Raw genomic sequence first — 25,288 nt, 5'->3', positions numbered from 1 at the left:
AGGTTCAGGTCGTTTCATTACAGATTGAGGAGAAACTCTCGTGTTCCAACGTCTCACCATCACCCTCATTACGATCGCTGTACTTGTCGCCTGCGGTGGTCAACCAACAACCCAACCGGCAACTATACCGGATACCGTTTCACCGCTGGTAGCTTCGACCGGCAATTGTTCTGCGGCACAACGGCTGTTTGAGCATGAATTGTTGGAGGGCGATCCCGTCTGCATTCCCAGCGATCCGCAGCGGATCATCGCCCTTGACATGGCTTCAGTCGAAATGACGCTCTTGGCCGGCAAAACCTTGCTCGCCACCAGTGGGTGGATCCTCAGCGAGTTGCCATTACTACACCCGCCATTCGCCAAACTACTCGCTGCAGTCGAAGATGTCGGCTACCCTGCTAACTTAGAAAAGGTGGCCCTCCTCAAACCCGATCTCATCCTCGCCGTAGGCGGTACAACAGCGGGAGACTCGATCGACGCCGATCAGGCCCGCCAGATTGCGCCACTGGTTTTTGCCGATCCGGTGATCTACAACGACTGGAAACTGGGCATGCGTCTATGGGCCGATGTCCTAGGCATGTCCGACTGGTACGACGCAATGGCGGCAAATTACCAAACTCGCATCGGTGAGCTGCGGGCAGCCCTTGGTACGACCATCGATCGCGAGATTTCGGTGCTCTCGGTAAGCAGTTATGGCATCTCGCTCTGGATGCCGGACACACCACCCGGCGCAATCCTTTCCGATGTGGGTTTAGAACGACCAGAAGCGCAAAATCTGATCGGTGAGGCGGCTACGGCCCGCTATCGAACGAGCCAGTATATACCAATCTCGACCGAGCGGCTCGATCTGGCAGATGGCGATGCCATCTTCTATTTCACCTACGCCTCACGTGACCCAGAGATAGCCAGTAAGGAGCGCAATGCCATAACCATGCTCGAGCAGCAGCCGGTCTGGCAGAGTCTTAAAGCAGTGAGGGCTGGTCAGGCCTTCTTAGTGCCCGAATACTGGTGGCGTTCACAAACCTATCTGCTCGCAAACAAAGTGCTTGATGATTTGTTCTTACATCTTGCCAATACCAAGGCGAGCACGCCAGTGATTGAAACAGTACCGTAAACACTTGCCCCATCGTCATTGACGCTCGAATGCAAGGAGACTCATCATGCTGCGACGAACCATTCTTATCATTGTTCTTCTCAGTCTCTTAGCGGCATGCAGTGGACGACCCACAGCCGTACAACCAACCGCGACACCGGCGCCGATTCCAACTACTGCGCCAGCTACAGCGACGAATGTTTTTCCGGTAACGATTGCGCACAAATATGGCAGCACCACCATTCCTAGCGAACCGCAGCGGGTAATTGCACTCGGTTACACCGATCAAGACCCTATTATAGCTCTTGGGGTGCAACCGGTGGCTGTACGCTACTTCTTCGGCGATCCACAACAAGCATACTGGCCATGGGCTGCCGGCCGGCAGAGCGGCACAGCCCCAACTGTCTTGAATATGCCCTTTGGCGAGTTGAACATCGAGGCAATTGCCGCTTTGAAACCCGATTTAATCGTTGCCGTCTCAGCGGGCATTACTGCGGAAGAGTATGCAACGCTTAGCCGGATTGCCCCAACGCTGGCCCAATCTGATGCATACGTCAATTTCGGCGTGCCTTGGCAAGAGCAGACGAAAGTGATTGGCCAAGCACTCGGACGCGCCGCTGAAGCCGAAGCGCTCGTTGCAGCCACCGAGGCTCGGTTTGCCGAGATTCGCCAACAGCACCCGGAATTTGCCGGCGCAACAGCGGCTATTGCCGCACCGGCTCCTAATGGCCAATTCTTCTTCTCTGGACCGCAGCACGAACGTCAACGAGTGCTCACATCGCTCGGTTTTGTGTTGCCTGCGGAATTGGTGGCAATCGCCGGCGACTCATTTTACGGCACTGTCAGTAGCGAACGGCTTGATCTGCTCGATACTGATGTCTTGCTGTGGCTCACGACACCTGATCAGCGCAGCCAGATCGAAGCCAACCCGCTCTACCAACAGCTTCGAGCGGTGAAAGAAGGGCGTGTGATCTGGCTAGACGCCTCTGGCGAAGGCAATCTGATAGGACCGGCGCTTGTGTACAGCAGCGTCCTCAGCTTGCCGATCATCTTTAACGAACTAGTGCCACAATTAGCGGCTGCTATTGACGGCGATCCGGCAACCAACGTTACCGGCAGCACAGCCGGACAAGGAACAGACGCAACGATCACGGTCGCCGATGCACGTGGCACAACGGTGACCGTGCCTCGGAACCCGCAACGCATCGTTGCTTTAAGCGAACTTGATCTCGACAGCGCACTCGCATTAGGAATAACACCGGTTGGCGCTGTCAACGGCCGGGGTCAAGCCGGATTACCGCAATATTTGGGATCCCACATCAATGGCATCGTATCGGTAGGAACCCTCGCCGAACCCTCGCTAGAGGCTATTGTTGCTCTCGAACCAGACCTGATTTTAGCGGGATCAATGATTCCTCAGATCGAGACCTTGCTGCCGCAGCTTAGCGCAATTGCCCCAGTCGTGGCAACGTACAACGCCAGCGATGATTGGAAGACGGCGTTTACCAATATCGCTCGCATCCTCAATCGAACTGCAGAAGCAGAGGCATTTCTCGCCAATTACAACCAACGGGTCGCCGCAGTAAAGACGCTCGTACCTGCCGAGGCCGCAGAGGCTAATATTATTCGCTGGATGCCACAAGGACCGGTGGTAATGATGCCCACTACGTTTGCTAGTCGAGTGCTGGCAGACATAGGCTTCAGCCGGCCAGCAGCAATTGGTCGACTGGCTGGCTCACACGGCGCACACAGCGATCCGCTGAGTCTTGAGCAACTAGAACTCCTCGATAGTGGTTGGTGGTTTATCGGCGTACTCAATCCTGATGGAGCGACCGCGCTCAAGACAGCGCGAGAGAACTCTCTCTTCCAACGACTAGATGTTGTTAAGGAAGGGCGAGTGGTTGAAGTCGATGGTACAGTTTGGACGAGCATCGGCGGGCCATTGGCGGCGCTCAGAGTACTCAATGATGTCGAAGAGGCGTTGAAATGAGCGATGAGCACAACTTACCAGCAACATTTGTCAGCGGAGTGATAGCGCACATCAATCATAATCACCGGCAAGAGCTGCTCGATCTAGCCCATGGGTTAGCAAACCAGCGATGGGCTGAGGAGGCAGACCTGCTGAGTGTTGATCGTCATGGCATTGCGCTTACTCTGCGTGCTGAAGGGCGAGTAGCGTTGGTACGCTTCACCTTTGATAGGCCCATTGAGAAACCAAACCAATTTCGCCCTGCCCTGATTGCGCTCATCGAGCAAGCACGGATCAACCTCAAGAACAGCAACGAAACAGGCGGCTCTTAACAAAGATGGTGAATAGCGTCTTGCGCCAAACTTCCTTTCTAACCCTCCCCCGGTGGGTTCAAGGGCGGACAGAACGTATGAGCATAGATGCGATTGATGGCTTTGCGATGCGCTGGTTCACCCTCACCCCCAGCCCCTCTCCCGTGTTACGGGAGAGGGGAGCGCAACGCCAAGCGTTGCGGCATCGAACAGCGATCAATCAATGGTTGTACTCGACCAAATATTCTGTCCGCCCTCAACCCCGGTGGGGGAGGGTTGCGGCTTCTTCTGCATAACATGAGAGACTGGAAGCTAGCCGATCCCCAACGAGCTGTTGCCAAACATGGACTCCCAAGTTCTTTTCTGGGCACAAAAGCGACCACATCGGAAAATGTATGTTACAGACTATTCACGTGAGCGCACAAGCACTGAATGATGACCAGAGATCAACTATCCAGCCAACAACATTGCAAGAAAAACTTCGGTGACACAAGCCAACTACCGCTCTTCCACGTAGATGATTTTACTACCCTGCGGCTCAAATTGCATGGGCACGTGGCGCAATTCGGGTAACGCAGCCCGAATGGCGTCATGCCGCTCTTCGGGTGCATAGACCAGCAAAAACCCGCCCCCACCCGCACCGAGGATCTTGCCGCCGATCGCACCGGCAGCCCGCGCCCGCTCGTACCAATCATCAATCTGCGGCGTCGAAATACCGCTCGCCAACTCGCGCTTGCGCATCCAACCCTCGTGCAAAATCTCGCCGAACGCATCGAGGTCATCGTGGTGCAGGGCAAGGCGCAGATCACGCGCCAACTCCACCATGCGGCGCAAATGCCGGCGACGCGATTCATCACGCTCGGTATTCTCGCGCTGCTCGCGCAACACATCGCTCGTCTTGCGGGTGGCGCCGGTGTACAGCATCATTAACCGCTGCTGCAAGCGTTGCTTTGTTTCAGCGCGGCAGATAATCGGATCCACAAACACCGTCTCATCAGGGTTAAACTGAATAAACTGCAATCCGCCGTAGGCGGCGATATATTGATCTTGCTTCCCGATCGGCGCGCCACAACGATCAATCTCAATAATGCACGCCTCGCGGGCCAACCGTTCGGCGCCGGCAAACCGGCCAATAAAGGCATAGAGTGCATTCAACAGACCAACCGTATACGTGCTTGATGAACCAAGACCGGTACCCTGTGAGGGAATATCGGAGATCGAGGTAATCTCGATCGAATGCCGCCGCCCCACCAGACGCAACGCTTCCCGGATCAGTTGATGTTTGAGGTCATCAACCTGATCGACAATCTCGGTCACTGAATAGCTCGCCCGAATCTGATGGTCAAACTTCTCGTTGACGGTGATATAGATATACTTGTTGATCGCCGTACTCACCACCGCCCCCGGTTCATGGCGGTAGAAAGCCGGCAGATCGCTACCGCCACCGGCAAAACTGATCCGCAACGGCGTGCGCGAGATGATCATGGCATTGCCCCTTGTCGTTCAGATCGAACCATTCTCTGCATCACATTGAAGCTACGAACACCGCATCGCAGAGCTTGATCTACGGATGGCAAACGAATAACGAATAACGAATAACGAATGACCACGGCATGATCTGCCCATCCACACTGCCATCAGTATAATCTGAGCGTACTGCAAGCGAATGACAAAAACTTCACTCATCAGCGCCCACGAGATAGCAATTTATTTACGTCGCGCGATCACTGGCGACGGAAGGCATGGCAGAGACCTAGCGTGGCAATGGTCATTGCGCCACGGCGCAAGGCATCACATACCCATCAGCAAGAATGCCTGCCTGATCTGATGGCAGGGCGGTAGCACGAGCGGATGCTTCCCTGCTCGATAGCCTACAGCCCCACGATGAATTGCAGGCATAGCACCTTGATCTGACCAGCCGCCAAAGCCACGCCATTGCCGGACGAACTCTACAGCCGAGATACTGTGATGTAGTTGCAATGGATAAAATTAACAAGAATACTTCCTTGAAAACAAATAATTTTTACATGTTTCTATGTTGATATTTTAATCAACGCTTGTTTCTTTTTCATTCAAAAATCATCTTTCGTGATTATTATCACAATAACAAAACCACCAACCTCTCGCGCAACCTCCCTCCACCGTGCCACTAGATCACTCTGTCTGCTCAACCATAGGAGTGGTGTATGGCCGCACCCCCTTTTCTATCGGTCGTTATCCCCGCCTACAACGAAATCCGCCGCTTGCCAACCACCTTAGCAGCCATCAGCGCCTACCTCGCCCGGCAATCCTTCCCCGCTGAAATCCTCGTCGTTGACGATGGTAGCACCGATGGCACTGCCGGCCTCGCCGCAAGCTATGCCGGCGTCCACGTCCTTCGCTGCGAGCACCGCGGCAAGGGGTTTGCCGTGCGCGCCGGCGCACTCGCTGCCCGCGGCGAGTACGTGCTGCTGTGCGACGCCGATTTGGCTACGCCGATCGAGGAGTGGGAAAAACTATGGCCATATTTCAGCGCCGGATTCGATGTGGTGATCGGGTCGCGGGAAGGGATCGGCGCGCAGCGGTACGATGAGCCATTCCACCGCCATCTGATGGGACGCATTTTTAATCTGCTGGTGCAGATGATCGCCCTGCCGGGAATCAATGACACTCAATGCGGGTTTAAAGCGTTGCGACTATCAGTAGCTCACGATCTCTTCCGGCGCGTGCGGATATACGGTGATGATGCGCCGATGGTACAGGGAGCCGCCGTCACCGCCTACGATGTCGAACTCCTCTTTCTGGCACGCCAGCGCGGGTATCGCATCGCTGAAGTGCCGGTCTTGTGGCATTACGGTACCGAAACCAAGGTTGATCCGGTGCGCGACTCATGGCGCAACCTGCGTGACGTGCTGCGGGTCCGGTTCAACGCTTGGCGTGGCGCCTATCAGGATTCACCGCTGCAACCGGCAGACTCAAGCCTCAGCACTGAGAGAGGCCGGACGCTATGAGCACCTTACCTTTAGATCATCTGTTGGATACCGGCAAGCGCCAAATGTCACTCTTGCCATGGCACTGGTTCTGGGGTGGGTTGCTAAGTGGTCTCGTGCTGTACCTGCCGTTCGGTTCCATCCAGCACGACTTGAACGGCGTCGCCGAAGCGATGGCGATCGCACGCGGCGGCAACGATATCTTCCGCCCGAATCACATGCTCTACGGTATCATCGGGCGATTCGCTTATACAACGGCGCAAACGCTGGGTTATGCCGGGCCGGTTGATCCGATCCTCAAGTTCATCACCGCCCTAGCGGGCGCGACGACCATTGGCCTTGCCAGCCTTGCCTTGCGGCGGTTATCGGCGACGCCAAGCGGCGCTCTGTTAGGGATCGCATTGCTCGCCCTCTCTTGGGCGCAGTGGAGTTTTAGCACCGACATCTACTACATTCCATTGGCAGCAGCGTTTAGCGCAGGCGCTTTCGCCAGCAGCTTGTATCCGCCCCGCATTGCCACCAGTCTGCTCACCGGTCTCTGCTGTGCGCTCGCCATTCTCACGTGGCAAGCATGCGTGTTCCTCGTGCCAATGATCGCCATCAGCCCGTTGGTAAACCACCGCCAGCAACCGTTCCGCGACCGGCTCAGCGCGGTTGCAGCCATCGCCGGCGCATGCGGCCTTATCCTCAGCTTATGCTACTTGTCAGTTGCGTTTTTCGTTTATGGCTATCGCGATCTTACCGAGATCATGAGCTGGTTGGCCAACTATGGCGGCGCGCGCCTGCCGGTCTGGGGCACATGGTCGCCAGATCGCATCGTGCCGGCGGGGATCAGTGCGATCGCCAGCATCATTCCCCTGTGGAGCGGGATCGGATTGCGGCGCCTGCTCAGCGGTTCGTTGCCGATCGACAAGATCCCTGCTCTGCTGAGCCTGCTGGCGCTACTGGGAGGAGCAGGGATGTCAATCTGGCTCGCAGTGCGCCGGCATCACCTACCGTACCGGCAACTCGTGTGGCTTGGCGCCACCTACGCCCTCTTTGTGCCCTTCATCATCTGGTGGGATCCCTACGAGCCTAAGTGGTTTGTGGTGCCGAATCTGTTTCTCGCCGCCGCCATTGCCGTCGTTTGGGGTTCGCCGGCGCTGCCGCGCCCAACGACCATCCTTGCCGGTGTATGCGTGCTCTTGATAGGGTGGGGAAACTTTCAGGCCGCTATTTGGCCGCGCGCGACCGTGCCAAATCCAAACCTTGAAACAGCGGCGTGCGTGGCCCAGCATCTGCGCACCGGTGATCTGTTGATCGAGACAGATTGGTCGTTTGGCGGATATCTCAACTATTTCTACGGATGCGACACCGTCAGTTTGATCGATCTCTCGGCGCGGGTCAACGACGACAGCGCCCTCGTCGCAGCTATCGCCGATGTGATCCGTGAGCGGCAAACGCGCGGCGGGAGGGTCTTCATCGAAGATCTGGATTCCTACGGGCCAGCCCAACAAGCATGGTTTTTCACCCACACCGGCGTAGCGCACACCGCATTGCACAGCTTCCCCCAACAACCAGCATTTGTTTGCGCCAACCGCCGGTTCGAGCAATTGACCCTCTCCGCTAGCCGGTGAAGCCACCGTTAGGAAAGGTGACAGGATATTCCATAGGATTCAAGGGGGGAACGATGAGTGATCAGCACGGTTCGTTAGGGCAGGGAGAGTGGATCTGCGCGATTCTCGTGACGATTGTGCTTGTGTTCTCGCTTACCCGCTATGCGGTTGATGGCTTTGCCCTGCCGATCATGGGACGGAGCCTAAGCCAAGGCGGGGATTTTCAGACCTACTACATTGCCGCGGCAATGCTGCGCGCCGGCGAGGACATCTACGACCATAGCAGAGCACTGCAATTCACCGCAAATCACCCGTCAGTCGCTTATCCTGAAGTACAATACTACCTTTACCCGCCCCTCTTAGCGATCGTTCTCGCCCCGCTCAGCACTTTGCCATACCCGCTCGCATACAAGGTGTGGGTCATCATCAACCAGATCTTCCTCGCCGGAACACTGCTGCTGCTAAGCAGGAGTTTACCGATGTTTCAACGCTGGTCGCTGCCCATAGTAGTCATCCTCGCAGGAAATATGTACCCTTTCTATCTTTCGATTGATATTGGGCAGATCAATATTCTCATCCTGTTGCTGATCACCGCTGCCTTCGCCAGCGCCTTCCAGCAGCGAATGTTTCTGGCCGGCGTGATGATCGGGATTGCCGCGATGATCAAGATCAGTCCAATGCTTTTGATCGGCTTGTTTGTGTTTCAGCGCCAATGGAAGGCCATTTGGGGCTTTGGAGCATCACTAGTGCTGCTCACTGTATTGACTGCCCTCGTAGCGGGGCCACCATCGATCGCCGGGTTCATCAACGTCAGTCTCATGAACAGCATTCCGATCCAAGTGGATTGGATCGATAACGCTTCGCCAGCCGCCTTTCTGCACCGGCTCACCGGCGCTCTCAACATCGCCCCCCTTGAGCAAGGATTGCGCTGGCTAGCGACTCTGGTCGTTCTCGGTGTCTTGGGCGTGTCCAGTCTACCGCAACGAAGCGCCAACGATCCCGCGTTCGGACTGTTATTTGGGCTATGGGTGCTTGGCATGCACCTGCTCTCACCCATTACGTGGGAACACCACCTTGTTTGGACGCTTTTGGTCGTGGCGGTGACAGCCGGTTATTTGGTACACTTGAATGCCCGGCGTACTATGCCGCTTGCGATCGTGCTCGCAATCAGTTATGCACTTATCGCATTTGAGAACCTCACCCTCAATCGCTTGGGGCAGTGGCAATTCAAGCGCGGATGGTGGTTCTTGAGCGGCGACTATCTGCGCGAGTACTTTTTTGCCGATGTGCGGTTGGTTGCGCTAGTGATCCTGTTTGGTTTTATCGCCGCGCTCGTCTTCCGGTCAACCTCCATGCCGTACTGGCGCCATTGGTTTAATCTGGCCAACGTAAGGCCGGCACTGAAATCCTAAGCTGGCCGCGATGCTTGGGTTGGCTCGATAGCAGAACTGGCGTGATGTGACCGGGTGAGGACAACCCGCCAGCCACATCACGCCGCGCAACAACCGGAGCGTCAATTCCCCGCCTCGCCGCGCGCAATCACCTCTATCTCGGCCAAACTCGCGCACGTCACCCCATCAACTCGCCCGCTGACCCGATCGATCTCGACCCGCACCACGCGCACCCGGACATCAGCAAACTCGGCCCCGGCGCCAAAGGTCGTGAGCGGCCCAACTGTCTGCCGGGCAACCTCGATGGCACCCGCTTCATCGCTAAAGAGCCGCACCGTGGCCTGATGCACTTGGAGATCGGTGTTGGGCGTACTGCGCGGATTGTAGAGACGCACCTGCCGCACCGTGACCGGCACCGGGAAGGTCAACGTCACCCACTGCCCGCTAGTTTGATTCGCAGCGCTCCGCCAATACTGCCACACTTCGCCTTTCATCACGCGCCGATCGGTAAGCCCGCTCACGTAGCGCGAATCGAGCGCCGACGAGACCCTGATCGTCGCTCCCGGCGCCAGATTGCTCCACCGGGCCGCTTCATCGGTAGGCGGCACCGGTATCAGGGTATGGCCGGCATGGCAACCAACGCAACGCTGCCGTTCTCCCGGACGGCCAAAATTCATTCCGGCCACATGAGCTGCACCATCTGGATTGGAACGCATCCCTGTCAGCGGCACCGTCCCGTTTGGCCCGCGCAATTGCTCGAAGAGCGGCACATTTGCGGGCACATTCGAGTTACGCACCGACCCATCCGGTTGGACTGCCAGCTCGCTGAGCAGGATGGGCCAGTCGAGATTCGGAAATGACCCCGGACTCGTCCGCTGATGATCAATGAAGAAGCGGATGGTGCGGGCAGAGCCAACCGGCGGCGCGTTCACGATGTCCATATCGACCGGCCCATTGGCGTACACATTGAGCGCGTCAAAGATAAACGTGCCATCGTTGTCGTACGGCCCGGCGGCGGTAGGCGGCAAGAGGCTCGGCACTTGAGTAATGCGATCGGGAATGATTGGCGGCAACGGACGCGGAGCGAGGAAACGGGCCCGCACCTCGGCAGTACCGGGGTTATCGTAAAGCAGGCGCAGGCCCGATCCATCGATTTGGGTTTGATACAGCCCATAGTCTTGACCAATATCACGCGCCAGCGACACCACCATCCAGTTGTTCGACACATCGGGATCGGTCACATACTGCCCTTTGAAAATGCCGAACGAGGTTGGATTCCGGGGATTAACGTAGTCAAGGGTGAAGGTAGCGACCCCCATCAGCGGCGTATAACCGCCGGCGCCGCGACGGTAGCGGCGCAAGCCGCCAAAGCCAGCCGCTTCCGTCATGTTGTACATCGGAAAATAGTTCGCAATCAGATCCCCCTCTGGCGTGAAAGCGCCGCCGTAGATATGGTTCGCATCTTCGCTGCGGAAGACGCCTGCCCACATCGCCAACTCAGTCCCGTCTGGATTGATGGTGGCCGCCTGCCAAGCATTGCGAAACATGGTCTCGCCGCCAACCGGATTATTCCGGTTCGCCGTCAAGCCGTCGCGCTGAATATAGCCGCCATTGGGATCGGGAATGGTGGACATATCATTGACCGGGAAGCGGTGATTACGCCACCAGCGCGCATAGACGATTTTACCGGTAATTGGGTCGACCAGCGGGCGATCGGCCCCATTGCGCTCTGACGTAATCCGGCGCAAATTGCTGCCATCGGGATTGACCACGAACAGATTCGAGGCGCGAACGCCACTGTAATGGGCATAAGCAGGCCAGCGGGTCGAGGAGAAGACAATCCGGCCATCGGGCAACCACACCGGATCAGTATCATCATACGCGGCAAGACCGCCGGCTGCCGGGCCGAATTGGGTGAGATCAAGCCGTTGGTTCGAGGTTGTCACTTGGCGCAGACCACTGCCATCAGCTTTAATCGTGTAGATGCGCCAAGCCCCCGGATTCGTCAGCGCGCCTGACTCATACCTTCCCTGCGGGAGACCAGCGAATACAATCGTAGTTCCGTCATACGAAACGTCCGGTGCATTGACATCGATCAAGTTGTAGGGTGCAGTGGAAGCGGGATTGGCGCCGTCAATCAACACCCGCACGCGACCATCGGGTTCCAGCACCATCAACTTGCCCGGCGCCGCCACTGCAAACCGGCTATACGGGCCGACACCCGCCAAGCCCTTGGGCACATCCCAGTAGATACTGCCTTGAGGCATGATCTGCCGCGAGACAAACACGATCGGCGGCATCGTCTGCTTGGCTACGAGCGGCAGATAGACCGCGTAGGAAGAGCTTGCGACACTGTGCGCATCGCGCGCACATAACGGGAGCGTAACAATGATCAGCGCAAGCGCAAGCACCCGAAATGCGCGCTGCCAGAACTGCCAACGTAACATTGCAACCTCCTTAGGCGGGGCAGATGAAGGGGGCGCTAGCTATCACCGCGACACGAGCCGTTGCGCGGATGACGGGAGGCTTTCTTACCGGCGTCATCTTGAGCTTTGCCCCAGATCAGGCGAGCATAAGACTTGGTACAATGAGGCTTTGGCTAAATTGCCACATGCAGGCCAGTGCTGGTACAAAGCAGTAGCCGGCAGCGGTGCAGGCGTTGAGAGCATGCAACATCTGATAACAATACTCATTGCTCACCATGCTGATGAGGAGTAGTCACACGATAGGAACGACGAAGCAAGATATGTATATAGTAATTGATACACCGACACAAAGCACTAGTACCATAGTACTTTTTACCCTTCAGGCAGGCTAAGAAAGGATTTACACAAAATACATTCAATGAATGAAATCAATAGCCATGTATCAGTATCGAATCTGGATAAACGCATAAAAACAACGATGATATCCAATAATCAACATTACGATCACAAATAAATGGCCCTTATCTCAAGAAAAAGTTGATTTTTATAAACAAAAACCTTCCCAAACCACACATTACACAGAGATACTCAACCATCAAATACGGGCACTGCCGGTATCCCAGCAGCCGACACGCGAACAGCAAGCAATGAAGAAAAAAAAAGGCGCGCGAGAAAAGCGCCCAAACCAGTCAGCGGTTGCGAAACGCCTTACGCCGAGATGAACGCATTGTCACAATATCTTCGCTTCACTGTTAACTGATCGTCAGCCACAAGGTGTACTGTAGCATTGTCATCGTAGCCTGCGACCTACTACGTGCTATAATCTAGTTGCAGCGCTAGGGGGGGCTCATGCGCGCTGTCTTTCTCGACCGCGATGGCGTCATTAATCACAACCGGCCAGACCACGTCAAAGATTGGTCGGAATTCCAATTTCTGCCGGGCGCTCTGACTGCGCTCCGCCTACTGACCAATGCCGGTTTTCGCATCTTTGTCGTCACCAATCAAGCAGCGGTTGGGCGCGGATTGATGTCGATTGAAACCCTCGAACAGATTCACGCCCGCTTGCGCGACATCGCCAGCTACCACGGCGCGCAGATTGACGACATTCGCTACTGCCCGCACCGGCCCGAAGAGCAATGCCATTGCCGGAAACCCCAACCGGGGATGCTGGAGGATCTCGCTGCCCGGCACCGGATCAATTGCCGCGAGGCGTACCTTGTCGGCGATGCGCTCAGCGATATTGCAGCAGGGCAGCGCATGGGATGCCAGACCATCCTTGTGAAGACAGGGCGGGGCGCTAGCGAATTGCAGAAGCCGGAATTGCGGCGCTACCAGCCATCATTCATCGCCCCCGATCTGTTAGGCGCGGTGCGCTGGATGTTGGCCGAAGAGGCGGTGAGTGCTCCGTTTGCAACCTTGCCGCTGCCCGGCGCATTTGTCTTGCCACAATAAGAGGGAGCTATGGAGCGTTACGTACAGATTGCCATTCGCAGCGCATTGGCGATGGGCCTCGTGATTGGCCTGAGCGGCTGTAGCATTGGCTCACTGGTTGGAGCACCGACGCCGGAGCCGTGGACGCCGCCGGCTGCCACTGCCACCACGGTCGTGGCAGCGCCAACTGCCACTCCGGCGCCGCCACAGCTCCGCACGGTCGCCGTGGCGATCGGCACCTTCAATGACCGGCGCGAACTAAGCGGGCAGGTCACACCGGTGCTTGAACGTGATCTCGCTTTCCGGCAGAGCGGCATTTTACGCAATCTGTACGTTGAAGTCGGCGCGCAAGTGACCACTGGCCAATTGCTGGCTGAGATCGATCTCGGCACGTTAGAAGATCAACTCCGCCAAGCGCGGATCAATGCCGAACAAGATCGACGCGCGATCGATCAGGCAACCGCACGGGCGCAAATCGATGTGCGTGCCGCCGAAGTGGCGCTGGCCTCGGCCCGTGACCGGCTAAACGCACTGACCACCCCGCCTTCGGCGACTGCAATCGCCGAAGCGCGCGCCGCCCTGCAACGGGCCGAAGCGGCGCTGGCCCGCACCCGCAATGACGCTTCGGCAGTGAAGACGCGCGCCGAGCGGGCGCTGCTCGACCGGCAAGCCGAATTGCAACGAGCGCAAGACGCTTATCAGCAGGCCCGCGCCCGGCTCGAAGTTGAAGATACGCCAGAGGTGCGCGCGCTGGTCGATCAATTGGCCGCTGCAGTGCGGGCCGCAGAAAGCGCGGTTGCGCTCGCCCAGATTGAATACGACACCGCCCGCGGCAACGAAATCGCCGCCGTGCAAGCCGCCGAAGCCGATGTTGAATTAGCGCGCGCCCGACTTGATCGCTTGATTAACGGGCCCGATCAGTTTGAAGTGACTGCCGCGCAACGCGCTGTGCAACAGGCGCAGATCCAACTCGATGCCGCGCGCCAGCGGCTCAACCCCGACCCGCTGCTGGTCAAGAGCCTAGCTGCTTCGGAACTGGCTATCAAAGAGATCGAACGCCAGATCGAGGCGCGCCGGATCTATGCCCCCTTCGACGGATCAATCACGGCAGTTGATGCCTTGGTGGGCTTTCCGGTGCAGGCCGAAGTTCCGGTGTTACGGCTCATGGATAACTCTGGGTTGCAGATTACCGTTAGCGGATTGAGCGCCGAAGATATTGAACGAATCGCCAATGGCGCGACAGTGAGCATCACGTTTGTGCGCTACCCCGGCCGCACCTTTACCGGCGTGGTGCGCAAAACAACGGCGATGAACAACCCGCTGCAAACGCCAGAACTGCATATTACGTACAACGCCGGCGATCTTGCCCTCGTAGTTGGCGATCCGGCGCTGGTAACGATCGATTTCGGCCAACGTGAAGGGGTGCGCTGGCTGCCGATCGAAGCCATCCGGCGCGATGGCGGCCCGCATGTCTTGGTGCCAACCGAGAACGGCTCACAACGGGTTGACGTGCAACTTGGGCTGATTGTTGATGGCAAAGCAGAGATTGTGAGCGGGCTGGAAGCGGGCGATCTGGTTATCTTGCCGGCATCCAGTTAAGAAGGAGCGACGTTCATGCTCACGTGGAGCGACATCTGGTCATACATTCGCATCATGCTGCGCTGGTGGTGGGTTGCTCTCCTCGCCGCTCTCTTCGCCGCCAGCGCTGCGCTGATCTTTTCCATGCGCCAGCCTGATTACTACCTCAGCCGGGCAACCCTGCGCGTCGGTGATACGCTCTCGACTGCCGCACCCGATCCGCAGATGATCGGTCTGACTAATACCGTAGCCAGTTTCTATGGCGAAATGGCCAAGCGCGAGATCATTTTAGCCCCCGTGGTTGAAAAGCTTGGCTTGCCCTTCCCGTGGCCAGTGATCAGAGATTACATGCTGGCAACGAGTGTCAACCGGCAAGCCAGTTTGCTGGAGATTACCATTACCGACACGAATCCGCAGCGCGCGGCAGCCATCGCCAATGCGATCGCCACCGAATTGATCCAATTCGGCCCGAATTCACCTGAGAATGTCGCAGCGCAGCGAAGCTTGCTGAATGAGCAGATTGATCGCGCGCAACGCGAGATCACGGCGCTTGATCGCCAGATCGACCAGACCCGCGAACTGCTCGCACAGGCCACCAGCGCCACCGATCTCCGCGAGGCGCGCAACCGGCTGCAAGAATTGGAACTGGCCCGCGATACGGCGCAAAATGCGTATACCCAGTTGTTACGGCTGCAAAATACCAGCATGGTCAACAGTCTCTCGGTCTTTGAAGCTGCAAAAGTGCCGGGAGCACCCTTGCCGAACAAGCGCAACCTGACAGTTGCCGTAGCTGGATTGGCCGGGTTACTGTTAGGACTGATGGCATCATTTGTGCTCGAAGCCATTGACACCCGCTGGCGCAATCATAACGACTTGCGCAGCCGGTTTGGCCTCAATTTTCTTGGCGCAGTGCCCGGCAAGCGGCCGTTGATTGGTTTGAGCGAAGATGAAGCGCGCATGCGCGCCGGCGCCGTGAAAGAGGCGCACACCCAGATTGTGCTGGCCGGCTTGCCGCGCAATGCCCGCATTTTAATGGTCAGCGGGCCGCGCCCTTCGCATGAACGGAGCGCGTTGGTCATTGATTTGGCACATTGCTATACGCTATCGGGCTATCGGGTATTGCTGGTTGATGCTGAAACCGAGCAGGCTGCCTTGAGCGAACTGTTCGGCGATCCCGAATCGGTACTGCAACCGATTATGATCAATGGCGAAGCGCAAGTGTGGTCGAGTTTGCGAGTCACGCCGATGAAGAATGTGTTGCTCTTGGCCCGCAATACCGGCGAAGATGGCCGCCCCTTGCCGCCATCGCAACCATGGCCGGCGTTGGTCGAGGGACTGCAACGCGCTGCGGACATCTTAATTTTCGATGGCCCATCAACACTTAGCGGCGTTGAAGCTGCGTTGCTGGCGCCGATGGTTGATGGCGTGGTGCTTGCGCTCAAACCTGCTGAAGACAGCAGCCGCGACATCCAACAAAGTCTTAAGCGGCTGACGCTGAAACGCAACGATAGTGTGCTTGGCGCAGTGATGTTAACCGATGAACATACGTTGGCTGGGCAAACCGAGCGACCGCGCTTGCCCTTGCCTAACCTCCGCCAGTTGTTGAGCGATATGCCGTTGCGGCTGCTTAATCCCGGCAAGGGGCAACCAGAAACGGCATCATCGGAAGAGCAGCCTGCCAATGCGCCAACACCCGATTCGATAGCGGATAATAACAGCTTTGTTCGCGTCGAACCGGTCGCTGGGCGCGTGATTGTGACCCCATCCGCGGAACCGTCGCGCGTGATTGTGACCCCGCCGGTGCATGAACATCAAGCAGTCGTGGTGGCCCCGTCTAGCAGCGAACAGCACAGCAATGGGCTGAAGGAACGTGCCTTAGGCGAGACAGTGTGGCCGGCAGCGCCACAACAAGAAGGGAAGCGCGCCGCCAACCCGCCAGCCGCAACACCACCGCCGGCCCGGCGACGCCCAATCGCCGGTCGCCGCCGGCGCATGTAACGCACTATGCACTACTTGCAGCGACCTGTCACCCGACGAGCGTTTCTGACCAGCACCCTCGCCGCTGCAGGTCTCGGAGGCATCGTAGCCTATGGCGCCGAACAATGGCCACTGCCAGCGCCAACCACATTGCCGTCACCACCTGTTTCACTAGCGCCTGCCAACGGGTTTGCGCCCTTGGCGTTGGTCGCCGATCCGGCGCCGCACCCTGATTTCACGGCGTACCTCGGCGAGATCCTGCGCGCCGAAGGGTTTTTGGGTTTACGCCAGATCAGCCTGCGCCAACTAGATCACCCCATCACCGCCGCCGTGATTGTGGTGGGGTCGGCACCTCTCAGTCTGGACAGCCAAGGATGGCTGCGCCAATTTGTCAGCGCCGGCGGCGGCTTAGTCGCGATTCGCCCCGATCCGGCGTTAGCCGAGATGTTGGGTGTCAGGTATCTCGGCGCCAGCCAGATTGATGATACGTGCTATCCGGCGCCGGCAACCGGCATCGCCGGGCCGCTCCAGATCCATACCTTGTATGACCGGGTTGAACTACACGGAGCGGAAGCGCTTGCGACGGCGAGCAATGGCGATCCGCTCGTAACCATCCATCGGTTCGGGCAGGGAACAGCCGCACTCTGGACGTTCGATCTGGCGCAGACCATTGCCCTCATCCGGCAAGGCAACCCGGCATGGGCCAATCAGGAACGCGACCTGATGGAGGGGCTGCGCGCCAGCGACCTCTTTGCGGGATGGATCAACCTCGAACGCATCGCCATCCCGCAAGCCGATGAGCATCAACGCTTGCTGAGCCGGGTCATTGACGAGATCAGCCCGCTGCCGCTCCCCCGGCTCTGGTATCTGCCCGACAATGCACCCAGTGCGATCATCGCCACCGGCGATGCCCACGGCAGCCGGGTGAGCCATATCGAACAGTTGTTAGCGATCGTCGAACGGCACGACGGTACCGCTTCGATCTACTATACCCCGCCGCCAGCAAACGCCAGTGGACGATTAGCGCGCAAGTTGCGCTGGACGCTCAGCCGAACACCGCTGATCGGCTCGGCAATTGGCGGCGATGATCCGCTGCCGGGACCGCATCATGTCGCCGCTTGGCGCGCCCGCGGCCACGAATTCGGCATGCACCCGTATGTCGAAGATGGGCTAGAAGAAGGCTATTACCGGTATTGGAGCGAATTTCTCAAGCTTGGCTACGGGCCGCTGCCGCCAACCGTGCGCACCCACCGCATTTTGTGGCACGGCTGGGTAGACAATGCCGTGGTGCAAGCGCGGTACGGCATTCGCATGAATCTCGATCACTACCATAGCGGCCCGGCAGTGCGCAAACCCGACGGCACGTGGACGATGGGGTATTTGAATGGTAGCGGCTTACCGCTGCGATTTGTTGCCGAAGACGGCACGATCATCGATGTGTATCAGCAAGCCACCCATCTGGTCGATGAACACCTGATGCCGGTGTTTCAAACCGGGTACGAGGTGGGGCTTGACGGCGCAACTGCCGCCAATCAGACGATTAGCCAAATTGCAGCCAGCATCGATCGCTACCCGGCAGCATTAGGGCTCCAATGCCATGTCGATCCGTTCTTGCTCGGCGATCCGATTGCCGGCGAAGTGGCGCGCTGGCTTGACACAACGCTGAGCTACGCCACCAGCGCCAACGTACCCATCATCGCCGCCGAACGGTGGCTGCGCTTCATTGAAGCGCGTAACTCCAGCGATCTCAACCATATCGAATGGAACGGGCAACGACTACGAGGCACGATCACCATCCCATCAGCACCCTTGCCGCTCACGGTCTTGCTCCCAGAGGAACACCGCAACACGCGGTTGCGCACAATTATGCTCGCGGATGGCGAACCAGCCACGCAACGGCGTGACATTGCCGGCAGGTCATATCGGGTGATCAGGCTAACCAGCGGACAACAGCAGTTGATCGCAGACTACGCCTCGTGATAAGTTCATCAGTAAAGAGAGTGATGGCATGACGTTTCCACCACTGCAATCGATCGGCAAGTACCTCGGCCTCACGCTGCTGAGCGGCAGTATTCTCGCCCTCCAAATCACCTTCACCCGTATCTTTTCGTTGATGATCTGGCACCACTTCACCTATATGGTGATCGGCATCGCCCTGCTCGGCGGCGGGGCAGCCGGAACGTTCCTTGCTGTGCGCCGTTGGGGGCCTGACAAGCTCCAGCAGCGTCTCGGCACGTTGGCATTGCTCTTTAGCCTTGCCAGTCTGAGCAATCTGATCGCGATTACGACCATCGCCATCGATCCGCTGCGCGCAGCGCAGCTCGGCTGGGCAATTATCGGCCTCGGCATTTATTTTCTCTGTCTCTTCAGCACCTTCTTTACCGGCGGGTTGGTCATTGCTGCCATCTTTGGGCGCTGGGCCGGCGCTGCCCACCGGCTCTATTTTGCCGATATGCTGGGGGCAGGCATCGCCACAATGACCGTCTTGTTCGTGATCCAGACAATTGGCGGCCCGGCAGTGATTGCCTTGATCGGGTTGATCGGTGCAGTGGCAGCGGTGCTGCTCGGCTACGAAGCCAAACCACGCCAGCGTTGGCTCTTGCCGGCCATCATTGGCGCGGAAGCGCTGGTGTTGGTAGCATTGATCGCGCGGCCACCCATCCTCGCTGTACCCGGCTCGAAGGAGCTGGGTTGGGCGATGCAGGCGCAAGGAACCGGCCCCGAATTTACCCGCTGGGATCCGGTTGGACGGGTGGACGTGATGCCAGAGATCACTGTCACCGAACCGATGATCGTCGGTGCGGTCAGCTCAAGCTACCCGTTAGAAAACCGGCCAGAGCTGCCGCTGAAACTGGTGACGATTGACGGCACGTCGATGACCGGGATGTACCGGTTTGATGGCAGCGATGCTGATCTGGAACGTTTCCGCTTCCTCGACCACGCGGTGATCAGCGCCGCCTACCAGCTCGGCAACGAGCGCCCGCGCACCTTGCTGATCGGGGTGGGGGGCGGGCTTGACATTCTGCTGGCCCGGCTCTACCGCGCTGAACAGATCACTGCGATCGAACTCAACCCGACGATCGTGAGCCTGTTGCAAGATCGGTACGCTGACTACACTGGCCGGCTCGCTGACCACCCCTCAACCGAGCTGATCGTCGCCGAAGGGCGCAGTTTTCTGAGCCGCACCACCCAGCAATACGACATCATTCAAGGCATCGGCCTCGACAACTTGGCCGCATTGTCGGGCGGGGCCTACGTGCTCGCCGAGTCATACCTCTACACGGTTGATTCGCTCGAACAAGCGCTGCGTGCGCTCACCCCGAACGGCATCTTCTCGTGGACGCGCGATGTCAACAACCCGCCGCGCGAGATGCTGCGCTTAACCGGGCTAGCGGCGGAAGCGCTGCGCCGGATGGGGGTAAAGGATCCGGCGGCGCATATCGCGATTATTGCCAACGAGAGCGGAGTCAATGCCACGTTGCTGGTCAGCCGGTCGCCATTCCAGCCGGAACAGATCGAACGGCTGCGCGCATGGGGTGCGGCGAACAACTTCAGCATGCTACACGACCCGTTGGTGCAGTTGGATACTCCCTTCGCCGGCTACTTGCACGCGGCTGATCCGCGGGCGTTTGAGCGGGCCTACCCATTCCAAATCTTCCCAGTGACCGATGACAACCCCTTCTTCTACAACTACTTTCGCTGGGAGAATCTGCACTTCGATCGCAGTTATGAAGGGCGGCTCAACCGGTTCCCGATCGGCAACCTGATCTTGTTGACCATGGCCATCTTCGCGCTCGGCGCAGCAGTAGCATTCATCGTGTTGCCGTTGGCGCGTTACCAGCGCGACGGCCTGCGCATGCCCGGCGCCATCGCTACGTTGGCCTATTTCAGCTTGCTTGGCGCCGCCTATATGTTCATTCAGATCGTGCTGATCCAGCGCTTTACGCTCTTTATCGGCTACCCCATCCATGCCACAACCACGACTATTGCTAGTATGCTAGCCTTTGCCGCATTGGGCAGCCTGTTGGGCAGCAAACGCATTAAAACCGCCAATGGGCTACGGCTGGCCTTGATCGGTATTGCGGTGCTGACAGCGATCTATATCGTTGCCCTGCCGCCAATCTTCGCGGCGTGGATGCACTGGCCTGATTTGGCACGGATCGTCGCCAGCATCTTCATCATCGCGCCGCTGGCTACCATGCTCGGCATCCCCTTCCCGGCAGGGTTACGCCAACTCAATGCGCGCGCACCGGGACTGGTGGTCTGGGCATGGGGGATGAACGGCGTCTTCTCGGTGCTTGGATCAGTATTGGTGATTGTGGTCAGCATGGCGAGCAATTTCACCACTGCAATGCTGAGCGGCGCCGCCGGCTATGCGCTAGCGGCTATGGTTGGCGGCGCGCTGTGGAAGGTAGCGGTGCGCGATCCGGCGACTGTCAGCGCACCAGCGAACGCTGCGGCTGATGCACCGGTGAAGCCAGTCGCAAGATGATGGCTGTCGGGGTGGGGCTTATCCCAATACACCATGCTGGTTCGATTGGGTGATGAGAGGTTGCGGCAGGGCAACTGCCGCACTCCATACGAAGGAGGATGACGATGCGCACTGCCAGTCTTGTCGCCGAAGCGCAGCCAACCGTTGCCGAGCGCAGCGCCAGCAGTGCGCGCATTGTCGCGATCGACGCACTGCGCGGCGTGGCGCTGATCTTGATGGCGCTCGACCATAGCGCCTTCTTTGTAGGGGCCAGCTTACAGGCCGAGTCGTATGGCGGCCAGCCGGTCGTGTTACAAAGTCCCGCCTATTGGCTGAGCGGGTTGCTGACTAATCTCGCCTCACCGATCTTCTTCTTTCTAGGCGGCTATAGTTTGGCGCTCTACGCTGCGGCGCAGGCCCGGCGCGGCCAACCGCCGCAAGCCACCACCAGATTTATGCTCATCCGGGCGCTGGTCATTCTCGCGCTCGATCTGACGATCTGCGCGTGGTTCTGGAGCGGCGCCACACCTTACGTGCATGTGTTGACTAGCATCGCCGCAGCGATGATCATCCTCGCCGGTTTGCGGCACTTCTTAACACCACGCCAAATTGGCATCGTCGCCATCATCACCTTGCTGATTCATCAAGCGTGGATTGGCTGGATGGCGAACGACCTTGCAGCGAATGCGCCACAACCCTTCTGGCAAGCGTTCTGGCTAACGTATAGCTACGACACCAACCCGGCGATCGGCTTTGCCGTATTGGGATGGGGGCCGCTGCTCTGGTTGGGGTATGCGCTGGGGCATTGGCAAGAACACCCGGCTTTGCGCCAGCCGCAAAGTTGGGTGCAGATTGGGTTCGGGTTGCTCATCCTCTGGCTCGTGCTGCGGCTCAGCAGCGGGTTTGGCGATCTCGGCGCGGTGGCTGCGATTGGCGGCACCCCCGCTCACTGGTTGATCATGAGCAAAGCGCCGCCTAGCCTCAGCTACTTTGCCTTCAACCTCGGCATTGCGGCGCTGATCCTCGCATGGGCCTACGCCACCTCGAATCTCTTTACTACTGGCTGGCTGCGCTGGCTGCCCATGGTCGGGCAGGTCTCCCTCTTCTTCTACGTCACCCACATCATCATCTACCACCTCGTCGCCCTCATCATGAACCAACTGCCGCTGAGCGGGCCACGCATCATCTGGGGCTACAGCGCGTGGTTGATCGGGCTGGCCGTGCTGGTGCCGCTCGGCTACTGGTACCGCCGGCAGCGTAAACGGTATCCGCGGGTGTTAAGCTATCTGTAACGAAGCGCTTTGCGCTCTTGGCTGCTAACGCGCAAAGATCAGGCGTCCGTCCTGAGTAGCGATGGCTGGCCGTACCATCCTAGAGATTGCGGCAATGGAACTGCCGCAGTCCACATCCATGCTTTAGAGAAGGAGGTGTGCAGGCTGAACCGATATGACAATGGCGTCATCTAGTCACTGCTGTTCATTTAGCAGGCTGTCAGCCAATAGTGATAGGGTATAAACGATGAACGATCAATTGCCACGTACATTGATCATCGCAACCAATCCGCCGGCGCCGGGTCTTGCGGCAGCGGTACGCGATGGGAAACACCAGCGAGTTGATTACCTCGAACTATCAACCCGCTTTGGTAGCCGGCACATTGATTACGGCATCGTCCGCGCCAACCCGATTCTACAACGGCTAGAGTCATGGCTACGGATGGATTTGCGGTTGGCACGGCAGGTTGCGCAACTGGTGCAGCGCGAACGATACCAAGCGGTGATTAGTCTTTCCGAGCGGGTGGGGATACCATTGGCGCTCGTACTGCCCCGCAATGTGCGTCATCTGGTCATCTTCCACCATGGTATGTCGGCGTATAAATTGCGTTTGATCAAGGGGTTGGGGTTGCAATGGCGCTGGGATATGGTAGCAGCAATTAGCCAAGCCGAAGCGGACGGAATGCGACAAGCCCTGAAAATGCCGGCAGAACGAGTGGTCGCCTTGCATACCCCGGTGGACACCAATTTCTACCGGCCACGACCGGTTACGCCGCCGGCCAGCGTGGTGCAGAGCCTTGGTCTCTCGCACCGCGACTACCCAACCTTGATTCGAGCAATGCGCCAACTACCGCACATTCCTTGCCACCTGCGGGTCGGGAGTAGCTGGGTAAGCGGGAAAGCGGGACACGAAAACGAGACCCTGCCGGCCAACATCAGCCTGCAACCATTTGTGCCGCCGGATCAGTTACGCGATTGTTATCTAGCAAGCCGGATCGTCGTAGTGCCGATCAAGGCCAGCACCCAATGGAGCGCCGGCTGCACCTCGGTGCAAGCGGCGCAAGCGATGGGGCGACCAGTGATCGCCACCCGCCGGCCGGGGTTGAGCGAATATGTGATTGAATGCAAAACGGCGCTGTTGGTTGAACCGGGCAATGCCGAACAGATGGCAGCGGCGATTGCCACCCTTTGGGATAATCCAGACCGCGCAGAAGCAATGGGGCAGGCCGGACGCCAATTAATGGAAGAGCGGTTTACGATTGATCAGTGGTTGGCAAAGGTGGAAGAATTAGTGCAGCGGATGGTGGCCGAGCCTAAACCAACGTTGTCCTTGATGATGGCAGGGTAGATTGTCATGAGTACACTTGCCCGCACCGTACTGCGCAATTCAGTAGCTGGCATGATCGCCCAGTTGGCGATCAAAGTACTCTCGTTTGGCTTTTCGATCTTGATCGTCCGCCAATTGGGGGCAACGGCTTTCGGCCAATATGCCGCGGTGATCGGCTTTGGCAGCGTCTTTCTGTTCATTGCCGACCTCGGGTTAGCGCCCTATACGGTGCGTGAAGTGGCCCGGTTACGGAGCGAACCGGATCATCTCGAGCGGATTCGCAATCTCTATGCCGATGTGCTTGGCCTGCGCCTCATTCTGGCATTGATCGCCGGGATCATGGTCGTAAGCGCCGCTATCGTCACCGAACGGCCCCTTTTGATGATCGGCGCAATTGCCCTCAACGGGATTACGCTGCTCATCTACGCCGTGCATGGCAGCAGCGAAGCGATATTAGCCGGCTACGAACGGCTCGATCTCACTGCCGGCATGCAAGTCGTGAACCAATTGATCTTCGTGATCCTCGGCGGCTTGGCCCTTTGGCTCGGGTTTGGCTACTATGGTCTGATCATCGCCACGATGATCGGCGTCGCCACAATGACCACCTTAGTCGTGCGAGCGATCTGGCAGTTAGGCATCCGTCCGGGACGTTGGCAACGCGATCGATGGTTACGCTTGTTGCGCGCTGCCTTCCCGTTTGGCGTGATCGGATTGACGCTTGGTCTGTCGTACCGGTTTGATACGGTGGTGCTCAATGTCAGCTTTGGCGATACTACTACCGGCTACTACAACGCAGCCTACAATCTTATTTTTGCGCTCGTCACGCTCTCGAATGTGCTGAATACGGCGTTGTACCCTTCCCTGTCACGGCAGGCCAAGCTCGATCCGGGCAATCTCCCGCGCATTTACGAACGTATTCTGAGTTATTTACTGATTGTGGCGTTGCCGATTACCGCTGGCGGCTTTATTCTCGCCGAACCGATCGTGAAGCTGCTGTTTGGCGACGCTTATGCAGCCAGCGCGCCCTTACTCGCTTTGCTCATCTGGACATTGCCGCTGATGTTCTTGACCGAATTTCTCGGTTATGTGGTTGTGATTGCCGACCGTGAGGCATTGGTAGCGCGTTCTATCATGGTCAGCAGCGCTGTCAATGTCGCGGCGAATCTTATCTTTACCCCACGGTACGGCGCGCCGGCGGCAGCGATCATCACGGTGCTAACCGAAGCGGTATTGGCAGTGCAATATGTGTGGCTGTTACGCGACCAACTACGCCTCATGCGCTGGCAACCGATCGGGCGGGCAGCGATTGCAGTGGGATTGATGGCTGTTGCGGTCTATGTGGCGCGCGAATGGCCGGTTTTGCTCGTTATTGCCGGTGGCGGTGCGCTCTATGGCGGGTTACTGATCGGGCTGCGGGTGATCGGTGGGGAAGAGGCTTCCTTTGTGCGCAATTTACTGGCGGCGCGCCGGTAGGAGGAAGGT

The 25,288-nt window shown here is 58.1% G+C and carries 16 protein-coding genes; 14 read left to right on the top strand and 2 right to left on the bottom strand.

Going from position 1 to position 25,288, the window contains the following annotated elements:
• The first annotated feature begins 40 nt into the window (after positions 1 to 40).
• Genes A6A03_RS01125 through A6A03_RS01115 form a run of 3 tightly spaced genes read left to right on the top strand, consistent with a single transcriptional unit; the run spans position 41 to position 3,391 of the window.
• Positions 41 to 1,111: an iron-siderophore ABC transporter substrate-binding protein gene (locus A6A03_RS01125; protein WP_066782750.1), complete on the top strand. Its 1,071-nt coding sequence runs from the start codon at positions 41 to 43 to the stop codon at positions 1,109 to 1,111.
• 46 nt (positions 1,112 to 1,157) lie between these two features.
• Positions 1,158 to 3,080 carry an iron-siderophore ABC transporter substrate-binding protein gene (locus A6A03_RS01120; RefSeq protein ID WP_066782748.1) on the top strand — a complete coding sequence of 641 codons (1,923 nt, stop codon included), beginning with the start codon at positions 1,158 to 1,160 and terminating at the stop codon, positions 3,078 to 3,080.
• On the top strand, positions 3,077 to 3,391 hold the full coding sequence (locus A6A03_RS01115; protein ID WP_066782746.1) for a DUF2470 domain-containing protein: 315 nt from the start codon (positions 3,077 to 3,079) through the stop codon (positions 3,389 to 3,391). The genes A6A03_RS01120 and A6A03_RS01115 overlap by 4 nt, the downstream gene beginning before the upstream one ends.
• 477 nt (positions 3,392 to 3,868) lie before the next feature.
• On the opposite strand, the gene A6A03_RS01110 is transcribed toward A6A03_RS01115, so the two are convergent.
• Positions 3,869 to 4,855 carry a GHMP family kinase ATP-binding protein gene (locus tag A6A03_RS01110; protein WP_066782745.1) on the bottom strand — a complete coding sequence of 329 codons (987 nt, stop codon included), beginning with the start codon at positions 4,853 to 4,855 and terminating at the stop codon, positions 3,869 to 3,871.
• Positions 4,856 to 5,556: 701 nt separating this feature from the next.
• On the opposite strand from A6A03_RS01110, the gene A6A03_RS01105 reads away from it, so the two are divergent.
• The 3 genes from A6A03_RS01105 to A6A03_RS01095 are packed head-to-tail and all read left to right on the top strand — an operon-like array spanning position 5,557 to position 9,346.
• Positions 5,557 to 6,360 (top strand): dolichyl-phosphate beta-glucosyltransferase, encoded by an 804-nt coding sequence (locus A6A03_RS01105; RefSeq protein WP_066782744.1) that lies wholly within the window; start codon positions 5,557 to 5,559, stop codon positions 6,358 to 6,360.
• Entirely contained in the window at positions 6,357 to 7,955 is a 1,599-nt protein-coding gene (locus A6A03_RS01100; protein ID WP_066782742.1) for a hypothetical protein, read from the top strand. The genes A6A03_RS01105 and A6A03_RS01100 overlap by 4 nt, the downstream gene beginning before the upstream one ends.
• A 53-nt stretch (positions 7,956 to 8,008) precedes the next feature.
• Positions 8,009 to 9,346 carry a glycosyltransferase family 87 protein gene (locus tag A6A03_RS01095; protein WP_066782740.1) on the top strand — a complete coding sequence of 446 codons (1,338 nt, stop codon included), beginning with the start codon at positions 8,009 to 8,011 and terminating at the stop codon, positions 9,344 to 9,346.
• Between the two features lie 101 nt (positions 9,347 to 9,447).
• Here the strand turns inward: A6A03_RS01095 and A6A03_RS01090 are convergent, their stop codons facing one another.
• Positions 9,448 to 11,772, bottom strand: a complete 2,325-nt coding sequence (locus tag A6A03_RS01090; RefSeq protein WP_066782738.1) for a DUF7402 domain-containing protein — start codon at positions 11,770 to 11,772, stop codon at positions 9,448 to 9,450.
• 828 nt (positions 11,773 to 12,600) lie between these two features.
• On the opposite strand from A6A03_RS01090, the gene gmhB reads away from it, so the two are divergent.
• From gmhB to A6A03_RS01050, 8 genes are all read left to right on the top strand, one after another.
• Entirely contained in the window at positions 12,601 to 13,203 is a 603-nt protein-coding gene (gene gmhB / locus A6A03_RS01085; RefSeq protein ID WP_066782736.1) for a D-glycero-beta-D-manno-heptose 1,7-bisphosphate 7-phosphatase, read from the top strand.
• A 9-nt stretch (positions 13,204 to 13,212) separates the two neighbouring features.
• Positions 13,213 to 14,781, top strand: a complete 1,569-nt coding sequence (locus A6A03_RS01080) for an RND family efflux transporter (protein WP_066782734.1) — start codon at positions 13,213 to 13,215, stop codon at positions 14,779 to 14,781.
• A 15-nt stretch (positions 14,782 to 14,796) separates the two neighbouring features.
• Positions 14,797 to 16,758 carry a tyrosine-protein kinase domain-containing protein gene (locus A6A03_RS01075; protein WP_066782731.1) on the top strand — a complete coding sequence of 654 codons (1,962 nt, stop codon included), beginning with the start codon at positions 14,797 to 14,799 and terminating at the stop codon, positions 16,756 to 16,758.
• Between the two features lie 6 nt (positions 16,759 to 16,764).
• The gene (locus tag A6A03_RS01070) at positions 16,765 to 18,717 is read left to right on the top strand and encodes a hypothetical protein (RefSeq protein ID WP_066782730.1); all 1,953 of its coding nucleotides are present in this window, start codon (positions 16,765 to 16,767) and stop codon (positions 18,715 to 18,717) included.
• Between the two features lie 28 nt (positions 18,718 to 18,745).
• On the top strand, positions 18,746 to 21,229 hold the full coding sequence (locus tag A6A03_RS01065) for a spermidine synthase family protein (protein WP_066782725.1): 2,484 nt from the start codon (positions 18,746 to 18,748) through the stop codon (positions 21,227 to 21,229).
• A gap of 104 nt (positions 21,230 to 21,333) precedes the next feature.
• The gene (locus A6A03_RS01060) at positions 21,334 to 22,500 is read left to right on the top strand and encodes an acetyltransferase domain-containing protein (protein ID WP_066782723.1); all 1,167 of its coding nucleotides are present in this window, start codon (positions 21,334 to 21,336) and stop codon (positions 22,498 to 22,500) included.
• Between the two features lie 226 nt (positions 22,501 to 22,726).
• Positions 22,727 to 23,827 carry a glycosyltransferase family 4 protein gene (locus A6A03_RS01055; RefSeq protein WP_066782722.1) on the top strand — a complete coding sequence of 367 codons (1,101 nt, stop codon included), beginning with the start codon at positions 22,727 to 22,729 and terminating at the stop codon, positions 23,825 to 23,827.
• Between the two features lie 6 nt (positions 23,828 to 23,833).
• The gene (locus tag A6A03_RS01050; protein ID WP_066782721.1) at positions 23,834 to 25,279 is read left to right on the top strand and encodes a flippase; all 1,446 of its coding nucleotides are present in this window, start codon (positions 23,834 to 23,836) and stop codon (positions 25,277 to 25,279) included.
• The last annotated feature ends 9 nt before the right edge of the window (positions 25,280 to 25,288 follow it).

Origin of the sequence: Chloroflexus islandicus, from assembly GCF_001650695.1 — a bacterium.
Lineage (GTDB): Bacteria > Chloroflexota > Chloroflexia > Chloroflexales > Chloroflexaceae > Chloroflexus > Chloroflexus islandicus.
The sequence above is the reverse complement of the archived record's forward strand: the minus strand, read 5'-3'. Positions and strand labels throughout refer to the sequence as shown.